This is a genomic window from Synechococcus sp. (genome assembly GCF_982614295.1).
Map to the genome: position 1 here is coordinate 1 of NZ_CEXBMR010000060.1, position 8,861 is coordinate 8,861.

Annotated in this window: 13 protein-coding genes; 9 read left to right on the top strand and 4 right to left on the bottom strand. The window is 42.9% G+C overall.

Going from position 1 to position 8,861, the window contains the following annotated elements; translation table 11 throughout:
• Both AC2JC8_RS09075 and AC2JC8_RS09080 read left to right on the top strand, forming a co-directional pair.
• Positions 1-458, top strand: a 458-nt coding sequence (locus AC2JC8_RS09075; RefSeq protein WP_484420306.1) for a CbiX/SirB N-terminal domain-containing protein, incomplete at its 5' end; no start/stop codon positions are given.
• Positions 459-783: 325 nt separating this feature from the next.
• Positions 784-966: a hypothetical protein gene (locus tag AC2JC8_RS09080; protein ID WP_484401535.1), complete on the top strand. Its 183-nt coding sequence runs from the start codon at positions 784-786 to the stop codon at positions 964-966.
• Between the two features lie 10 nt (positions 967-976).
• On the opposite strand, the gene arsJ is transcribed toward AC2JC8_RS09080, so the two are convergent.
• Together arsJ and AC2JC8_RS09090 are read right to left on the bottom strand one after the other, a co-directional pair.
• Positions 977-2,215 carry an organoarsenical effux MFS transporter ArsJ gene (gene arsJ / locus AC2JC8_RS09085; protein WP_484594574.1) on the bottom strand — a complete coding sequence of 413 codons (1,239 nt, stop codon included), beginning with the start codon at positions 2,213-2,215 and terminating at the stop codon, positions 977-979.
• Entirely contained in the window at positions 2,215-3,249 is a 1,035-nt protein-coding gene (locus AC2JC8_RS09090) for an ArsJ-associated glyceraldehyde-3-phosphate dehydrogenase (RefSeq protein ID WP_484401533.1), read from the bottom strand. Before AC2JC8_RS09090 ends, arsJ begins: the two co-directional genes overlap by 1 nt.
• 35 nt (positions 3,250-3,284) lie before the next feature.
• Here AC2JC8_RS09090 and AC2JC8_RS09095 point away from each other — a divergent pair, with 35 nt between their 5' ends.
• The 3 genes from AC2JC8_RS09095 to AC2JC8_RS09105 are packed head-to-tail and all read left to right on the top strand — an operon-like array spanning position 3,285 to position 4,897.
• A complete protein-coding gene (locus tag AC2JC8_RS09095) occupies positions 3,285-3,629 on the top strand; it encodes an ArsR/SmtB family transcription factor (RefSeq protein WP_484401531.1) in 345 nt (114 codons plus the stop codon).
• Positions 3,630-3,632: 3 nt separating this feature from the next.
• Entirely contained in the window at positions 3,633-4,667 is a 1,035-nt protein-coding gene (gene arsB / locus AC2JC8_RS09100; RefSeq protein ID WP_484594575.1) for an ACR3 family arsenite efflux transporter, read from the top strand.
• Positions 4,664-4,897: a hypothetical protein gene (locus tag AC2JC8_RS09105; protein ID WP_484420304.1), complete on the top strand. Its 234-nt coding sequence runs from the start codon at positions 4,664-4,666 to the stop codon at positions 4,895-4,897. Before arsB ends, AC2JC8_RS09105 begins: the two co-directional genes overlap by 4 nt.
• A gap of 251 nt (positions 4,898-5,148) precedes the next feature.
• On the opposite strand, the gene AC2JC8_RS09110 is transcribed toward AC2JC8_RS09105, so the two are convergent.
• Positions 5,149-5,382, bottom strand: a complete 234-nt coding sequence (locus AC2JC8_RS09110) for a hypothetical protein (RefSeq protein WP_484401528.1) — start codon at positions 5,380-5,382, stop codon at positions 5,149-5,151.
• Between the two features lie 95 nt (positions 5,383-5,477).
• Between AC2JC8_RS09110 and AC2JC8_RS09115 the strand changes: the two genes are divergently transcribed.
• On the top strand, positions 5,478-5,882 hold the full coding sequence (locus tag AC2JC8_RS09115) for a YccF domain-containing protein (RefSeq protein WP_255132541.1): 405 nt from the start codon (positions 5,478-5,480) through the stop codon (positions 5,880-5,882).
• A 97-nt stretch (positions 5,883-5,979) separates the two neighbouring features.
• Here AC2JC8_RS09115 and AC2JC8_RS09120 read toward each other — a convergent pair whose 3' ends face one another.
• Positions 5,980-6,150, bottom strand: coding sequence for a DUF1993 family protein (locus tag AC2JC8_RS09120; RefSeq protein WP_484594579.1), 171 nt, complete (start codon positions 6,148-6,150; stop codon positions 5,980-5,982).
• A 132-nt stretch (positions 6,151-6,282) separates the two neighbouring features.
• Here AC2JC8_RS09120 and AC2JC8_RS09125 point away from each other — a divergent pair, with 132 nt between their 5' ends.
• The 3 genes from AC2JC8_RS09125 to AC2JC8_RS09135 form a co-directional block, all read left to right on the top strand.
• Complete coding sequence (locus AC2JC8_RS09125) at positions 6,283-6,504, top strand: hypothetical protein (RefSeq protein ID WP_484594576.1); 222 nt, start codon at positions 6,283-6,285, stop codon at positions 6,502-6,504.
• Between the two features lie 634 nt (positions 6,505-7,138).
• Entirely contained in the window at positions 7,139-7,933 is a 795-nt protein-coding gene (locus tag AC2JC8_RS09130; RefSeq protein WP_484594577.1) for a CsgG/HfaB family protein, read from the top strand.
• A gap of 120 nt (positions 7,934-8,053) precedes the next feature.
• Positions 8,054-8,861 (top strand): hypothetical protein (locus AC2JC8_RS09135; protein ID WP_484594578.1); only part of this gene is annotated, 808 nt, incomplete at its 3' end.

Here is an 8,861-nt window from a genome sequence, read left to right on the forward strand (position 1 = left end):
TGCGCCATGCGGTGAAGCTGGGCTTTAAACGCATTTTAGTGTTTCCCTATTTCTTGTTTTCAGGTGTGCTGGTAAGCCGGATTTATCAACATGCGGATCGAGTTGCCCTAGATCACCCTGAGCAGCAATTTGTGCGGGTTGGTTATTTAAATGATCATCCGCTTGTGCTGGAAACCTTTAAAGAACGCCTAGCAGAAGTTATGCGGGGTGATGCAAATATGAACTGTTCAATGTGTAAATACAGGGCCCAAGTGCTTGGCTTTGAGGCGGATGTGGGTGCTGTGCAGCACAGCCACCACCATCATGTGGAGGGCTTAAATGAACCCTGTGCCCTATGCGAAAAGGAATGTACAGGTGCTTGCCAAGACCAGATTAATGCTGCAGCCCAGAGTCATGCCCATCAGCACACTGCTCATCCCCATGCCAAACACCCGTTAGGGCCGAGCAGTTTGCACTAATCGCCCAGGTGGTAGCAGCTTTTTGACTGTGCCAGGCAACTAGCAACTGCTTTGCTAAATGACGCAACTGTTCCGAATCAGATGTGGCATCAATGGCACGGCTGAAGCGTTCGATTTCAAAACGTTGGCTTGTGGTGAGCTCAATTGAGTTGCCCATGGCAGCTGAATAGAAACTTTGGCAAATGTATTCAGCTTTTAAAGCCGTGTTGTTACAGGAGCTACCAGCGCTGATAGGTATGTTTATTTCAAGATGTAAATCCGGATTTACTCATAAGCCTCTCCAATGCTAGATATATGCGAATCTAATGAAAGCCCTGCAGTTGCAATGCGATTAAGCTGGCCCCAGCACCTACAGGCTTCCCGCAGCGTTGAGATGGCTGGTGAGGATCAGCGGGGAATGGCAATGGCTCTTATGGGAATTTCACTTTTGGTTTTAGCTCAAGATTTGCTTGATCTTGGTTTAAGAGCTCAAGATCAAGGCATAGAACTTTCTGTTTTACGGGATTAATTCTTGAAATCTAGGCTTTCCTCACTGGAGGTAAGCGGGTGCTTACCAGCCAGGCAGCTGCCACCAGCAGGCTGGAAGCCCAAAGACAAGCCTGCATGCCACCAAAAAGAAATAAGGCACCAGATAAAACAGTGCCAAGTAGGCGCCCAGCTGCATTAGCCATGTAGTAAAAGCCCACATTTAGGCTTACAGAATCTGCATCTGTGTAGGCAAGCACCATATAACTGTGAATAGAAGAATTCATCGCAAATATCACTCCAAATGCCGCTAATCCCACCACCACCGCAATGCCAGGTTGCCCCACTTCGCGCCACAAGGCAATTGCAATCAAAGCTGGAATAGCTGATAAACAGGCACTCCAAAATTCCACTGCCGCCACGCTTGGTGCTGTGCTTTGCCCCCAGGAGCGCCTCAATGTGGGTGCAGCAGCTTGCACGATTCCGTAGCCGATAACCCAAAGGCCCATAAAACCGCCCACTTCCCAGAATTTCCAACCCAATGCAGATTGAAGGAATACCGGCAATGCCACCACAAACCACACATCACGGGCACCAAATAGAAAGAATCGTGCTAGAGAAAGCACATTTATGCCCTGTGATTTAGAAAATAATGCAGAGAAGTTTGGCTTTTCTTTCATCCTTCCAATATCTCCTGGCAATATAAGAGTTACAAGGAAAGCTATAAATAAACCAGCAGCCATTGCCCCAACTGCAGCATTAAATCCAATCGTTGTAAGTAGAATCCCGCCAAGAAAAAAACCAACACCCTTTAAAGCATTTTTGGATCCGGTGAGAATTGCCACCCATTTAAATAATTGATTATCGCCTTTCTTTTGATCGTTTGGGGTTTCAGGTACAACTGTTTTGATTGCACTTTTGGCACTCATTTTATTAAGATCTTTAGCAATACCGCTAATGGCTTGAGCAACCATCACATAGGCAACGCTCCACCATTTGGGCCAGGCATCATCAACTGGCATCAGCATTAGCAAGGCAGCCACTTGCATTAAGGTGCCCGTCCATAGGGTGAGGCGTAAACCAAAACGAGCACCTAAATAACCGCCATATAAATTTGTAACTATGCCAAAGAATTCGTAGAAAAGAAATAAGAATGCAACTTCAAGGGTGCTGTAGCCAAGTTGATGAAAATGGAACACCACCAGCATGCGCAGCGCTCCATCCGTAAGGGTGAATGCCCAGTAATTACCAGTAACAATTGCGTATTGCTGAAGGGATGTGAGCATCCGCATCAGTGTTTCTCCGCTGCTGCAATGTAACTAACCAGGTCTGCCATTCGGCAGCTGTAGCCCCATTCATTGTCGTACCAGGCATAAACTTTTAGTTGAGTGCCATCAATAACCATTGTTGAGGGCCCATCAATGATGGCGCTGCGGGAATCGTTTAAATAATCAACAGATACTAATGGCCTTGTTTCATAGCCCAGAATCCCCTTGAGTGCGCCATTGGCGGCAGTTTCAAATGCAGCGTTTACTTCCTCAGCCGTTACAGCACGTTTTAATTCAAATACAGCATCGGTAATTGAGGCATTTAATAAAGGTATCCGTATTGCGTGGCCGTTTAGTTTTCCTTGTAGTTCAGGAAAGATCATCCCGATAGCTTTGGCTGAACCAGTAGTTGTGGGTATTAAGCTTTGCAGGCAAGAACGGGCTCTACGCAAATCACTTTTGAAGCAATCTACCACAACTTGAGTATTAGTAACATCATGCAGAGTGGTTATTGATCCATGCAATATTCCAAAATTTTCATGCACTACCTTCACAACAGGAGCTAGGCAATTTGTGGTGCAGGATGCTGCGGTAACCAATCTGTGTATGCTCTCGTTGTAGAGCTGATGATTGATGCCATAAACAATATTTAATGCTTCAGCCCCGGCTATCTGCCCTTTAACAGGGCAAGCCACCACAACCCTCTTAATGGCACTATTTAGAAAATAAGGCTCAAGGGTTTCAGCTGTTTTGAACTTGCCACTGCATTCCAGCACTATTTCAACGCCTGAATCAGCCCAAGGCACAGCACTTGGTGCTGTTGCGTTGCTGTAGTTAATCGGTTTATGAATTGCATTTGCTACAACAAAACTATTTCCTTGGGCTTCTACGGGATGCGGCCAGCGGCCGTGGACGGAATCAAATTCAAGTAGATGAGCCGCGCCAGCCGCATCGCCTGCGGGGTCGTTCACATGTACTAATTCGATATCTGGACGGTCCCACAGGGAGCGAAATACCAAGCGCCCGATCCGCCCAAAGCCGTTGATGCCGATTTTCATTGAATTTTCAACAGAAATTTGAGCTTAAATCAATTATGGTTGATGGGTATTGTTTGCTGGATCACATGGTTCTTACCGGCATTGCCAGTGAGCAAGCTCTGCAACTACTACGGGTGCTGGCGGAACCAATTCGTTTGCAATTGGTGCAGTGTTTAGGCAGTGGTGAGCGTTGTGTATGCGAACTCACCAGTGAGTTGGGATTAGCTCAATCCAAGCTTTCGTTCCATCTAAAAGTAATGAAAGATGCCGGTTTAATTACGGCACGTCAGCAGGGACGTTGGTCTTACTACCGCCTAGCACCACAAACTTTGATCTGGTTAAGCAATTGGCTGGATCAATTGGCCGCTAGTTGTAATTTATCCGCCCTTCCCTGTAGCTAACAAATGCATCTTGAAAAATTAAGTTGGCTTGATCGATTATTGCCCGTTTGGATTCTGTTGGCGATGGCTTTTGGCTTAGTGCTTGGCCGTTTGGTGCCCGGTATGCAGGTTTTGCTTGGCAGCGCTGAGCTTGGGAATATGTCGTTACCAATAGCCCTTGGTTTAATGATGATGATGTATCCGGTGCTTGCAAAAGTTCGTTATGGCGAATTGGGTTATGTGGCCCGTGATCGTTCTTTACTTACTACTTCTCTGCTTTTGGTTTGGGGGCTTGGGCCTCTTTTAATGTTTTGTTTGGCCTGGTTATTTTTACCAGATCAAGCGGAGTTTCGTACTGGGTTAATTATGATTGGTATCGCACCATGCATTGCGATGGTGTTGATTTGGATCGATTTAGCTAAGGGGGATCGTGAAGTTGCTGCTTTGCTTGTAGCAATTAATTCAATTGTGCAAGTGCTTGCCTATGCACTGCTGGGTAATTTTTATTTGAAAATATTGCCAAATTTTTTAGGGCTTGATGCTCAATCAATAAATTTCTCATTTTCTGAAATTGCAAAAGCAGTGCTTATCTTTCTTGGCATCCCATTGGTGGCTGGTTTTTTTACAAGAAGAATCGGCGTTGCTTTTAAAGGAATAAAATGGTATGAGCAGAGATTCATACCACGGATTGCTCCATGGGCTTTGTATGGTTTGTTATTTACTATTGTTATTATGTTTTCTCTACAGGGGCAAGCAATAATCTCTAATCCTTTTCAAGTGGCGCAAGTTGCCTTACCTTTATTAATATATTTCGTAGTAATGTGGGGAATTGCATTTTTTGTTGGTAAGAATTCAGGGTTTAGTTATGAAAAAACATCCGCACTTGCATTCACAGCAGCAGGTAATAATTTTGAGTTAGCGATTGCCGTTTCGATCAGCGTGTGGGGTGTTAGCTCAAAACAGGCGTTAGCTGGTGTTATCGGACCTTTGATCGAAGTGCCTGTGTTAGTAGCTTTGGTATATTTATGCTTGCTGCTAAGGCCTAATTTTAAAAAATGATTTTAATTCTGATTTTCATTATGTTGATTCCGATTACAACGATCGCTCAAACAAACCAGCAACTTCTTAAAGATGGCTTGATATCACCATTTATGTTTGATTTATTAAACAAACAAGGCGCTAAAACGCCAGAGGCTCGTATTGAATTAATCAAAAAGCTTTGCGCTAAAGGCGATCTTGCATCTGGAGATTGCAATAAAAATCGTCCTTCTGACTGGACCTACAGATGAATGCAAAAAATTGGCTACAATAAATTAACTGATTTGGACTTGCTTCCGTGAAAGAAAATTTAGCAATTATACGGCGTGTTAGTATATATAGTATTTTTAGCTATTTAGGGCTGGTTTTTATAAACAATTCTGAGATTAATCTGCCTAACATGTGGATTGCCTATTTGCCAATGTTTATAGGGGTGTATTTATTAACTCAATTGATTGATAGGAGCTTTAAAAAGTAAATATTAACTTAGTTAATGACTCAATCAATTATTTGAGGCTTGTTTGTATAAAGCTTCTAATCTTTCGCGGCTAAGATCCACATACATAACTTCTTCTCCTGGCGCCGGGGCTTCTGGATGAATCCGCCTTCCTTGCCTATTTGAGCTAGATACTGGCACCGTTGCCGCTTGGCGCAAATTTTGGTTCATTAAAGCAAAAGCTCCGCCGGCAATTGCTGCGAAGCAAACTAAGTAAATAGTGGCTAAAAAGTCGTTCATGGGAGGAATTTTGGAATCCTCCCGAAATTGTAACGGATTGTTACGGGTTCTGGGGCTTGTTTCGGCCTAGCTTTTCTAAAGAGGCGTTTTTTCTCTTGATTAGCTTTTTATTGAATGTAGTTTGGTTTGTGCTTGGTGGCCTTGTGATGGGTTTGGGGTGGTGGCTAGCGGGGATTATTGCTGCTGTCACAATCGTTGGGATTCCCTGGGCAAGAGCCTGTTTTGTAATTGGTAATTATTCGTTTTCACCTTTTGGAAAGGAGGCTGTGAGCCGCCATGAGCTCACTGGAGAACTGGATTTCGGCACAGGCCCTTTGGGTTTAATTGGCAACATTATTTGGTTTCTTATAGCCGGCTGGTGGCTTGCGATTGGTCATCTCACATCTGCATTGGCTTGTTTTATATCAATAATTGGCATTCCTTTTGGTATTCAACATATTAAGCTTGCAATAATCGCACTTGCACCAATTGGTATGCAGGTAGTGCCGGTGCGCCGTTGACTATTAGGGCTGGAGATGGTAATATCAATTTAGTTAGGGTTTATCTAGATAGTATTAATTGCCAATTGGAATGCCGTTGCCCTGTAAAATGTTTGATTCAGTTGTTATGTGGAAATACACTTTTAGCAGAATCAGTAAATTGTTCTGGGGTATGTGCTTCTAATGCCCCAGCTACGCGAGAAATGCCGCGGCAAGCAATATCTGAAACGATTTGAACCTGACGGGTTAGTGGAAATATGTTTGGGAATAGCCTGCAATCCAGAAGGATTGAAGAATCAAAGCCCTAAGCCTCCGCGTGGGCTTCCGCCTTTCATGAGAATTGCAATCAGCTGACCCAACCCATGTTGCAGTGGTGGGATGGCAGCTTGATAAATTGAAAACGCCATTGGCCTATGGCTAAATGAAAATTAGTTTAGGTTTATTAGTGAAGCGAGTCGCTGAAATGGATCAGCTGAACTGGGGGTATATCCAGCTTGGGGTTGTGGCCATTGCTTTTGCTGGTTTGCAGTTGTGGTGGATTGGCTGTGTTTTTAGAAAACGTGAGCGCTCAAGTCCCCATACTAATAAGCAGTTCCGCAGATCACTAGAAGCCGTTTGGAAAAATGAAAAGTTGCAATCTTAGGATTATTAGGCCGAATGATGGATGCCAGCTTTCTGCTGGCTGGGTGACAGTGGTTTTGAATTTAGTTATAGGTTTAGGCACTACTTACATACATCAAAGGCGTTCGCGTGCCTATTAGATTACATCTGCTCTTGTTATTAGTTGGTTTGATTATTTTAATCCTTCTAGCTGTTGCTTAGGCAGTAGATGTAGGCGTAGCTGTTAAAAAGGTAGCTAGATAATGGTATTTAGTTGTTAAGGGCATTGATAGTAATTTAGGTTTATATGCAAAACAAAGCACTAAAAAATGTGCTCAACTGCTCAATTGAAAATCCAAATTAATGTAAAAGCCGTACTCGCCCTCGGAGCCGTTCCCTGGCAGCAAGCACGTGTGTGAAGTGCCGCCGATGTGGAAAAGCTGAGCCTGGCATCAGTGACAAACCATCCCAATGCTTGCGGCTGCTCCTATAATGGCGGGTTCGATGCTGTCGCTAGGTACCATGGGCGGGCAAAGATGCCTTAACATCTCAGAAAAATGAGCAATATTCAGAACAAGCATTGAATATCAAACATATTTAGAGCTTGTTACGATTTATAAATCATTTATGGAGGCGAGGCTGGATGTGCATATATTTGCAAATATTGAGTTAAACAGATGAATCTCAGTAAATTTTCGGTTGTTTCTGTGATTCTGATTGGAATTAATATTCATGGGGCTCCAGTATTAGCAAGTCCTAGCAATTCACCTGCATATCTTGCGCAAGCGGGATCTATTTCGTCGCGTAAGCCTGTCACTATTGCAGTTAAGGAGATTACAAATGAAGCAGGAAATATATGGTGGTGGAAGCCATCTTTAGGGAAAGGTCTTACAGATATGCTCGCAACAGAACTTAAGGACACAGGTAATTTTACTGTTGTTGAGCGCGGGGGCCTGAATAAGGTCCTTGATGAGCAGGAGTTAGCAAAATTGGGGATTACGCGTAAAGCAACCGCACCTAAAAAAGGAATGATGACCGGAGCTCGCTATTATATTCTAGGAAGCGTAACTGACTATCAAGAAAATGTTGAATCAAAGGGTGGTGGTGGTGGAATGAGCTTTATGGGCTTTGGTGGAAGTAGTAAAAAATCAGAACAAAAAGCGTATGTTGCTTTTGATATTCGAGTGATAGATACAACCACCGGAGAAATTGCATACACAAGAACAATTGAAGGTACTGCACTGTCGACACAAGAATCTAAATCCTCATCAGGAGGATTTGGTGGATTGTCAGTATCCAACGAAGAACAATCAAGCTCTAAGCCCCCCGCATCTAAGGCAATAAGAGCAGCGATGATAGAGGTGTCAGAGTATTTAAATTGTATTTTATATTTAAAAGACACTTGCATTGATGAATATGATGCCAAGAACAAAGCGCGTAAGGCAAAAACTAAAGATGTTCTTTCTTTCTGAATTGGCACTTGATTCCAGCATCTAAATCCTAACCCAATGACTCTATATAAGTTTATTGTTTTATTTTCCTTATCGTATTTTTGCTTTCTGCCAACCAGTAAATCCATTGCAGCTACTATTTTGGTTGAGGGTAAATGTACTGTGCCAGAAATAAACTCATCTTATGATAAATGCCTTGTATTGAATGATGGGAATTCTATGACAATACTTACGGGCCGCAATCAGAGCCTACAATATAAAGTTGTATTGTCTAATGTTATATTGTCTGGTCGGCTTACCCCGGAATTTGAAGAAAATTCACCGTTATTGAAATCAAATATTCTTAAAAGTTTAGCTGATATTGATACAAGGCTCGCAGATGCTCAAGCCTCAAGTAATGTCCGTGCTTTTCAGCTTAAGGATGATAATGCTATTCGTACATTAATCTTTATTGGGGATAGGCAGAGTAAGAATATAGGCGAGATTGATCGTGCAATACCAACTAAATCATTGAATATGCAATCAGGTTCTGACATTGCTCCAGAGGAGGCGCGGATTATTCTCGCATCTTTTGAAAAAGAATTTGAACGTTGCCAGTCTTTATACGAAGCACTTATGTTTGAGGAAGGTGATCGTGTTTTGGACTTAACAATTGCCAAATCAAAACTATTCCAAAATAAATATTTAGGAATGAATGGCGCAGGCTCGATTAGTAATGTATTGAAATCCAAAATAGGACAACTTGATAAACTCAGGAGCTATAAGGCTTATGATCGTGAAATCGAAGAACGCCAAGCTGAAAATAACTATAATGCGGCGCAGAAACTGATTGCTGCGCAAGAGCGAAAAAGGAGAGAGCATCAGTATAAACTTGCCGTAGAGTACCGGAGGAGTCTTGAGGCAACAGCTTATCGCTGGTATAACTATTGGGGCCTGAGATATCCGTCTA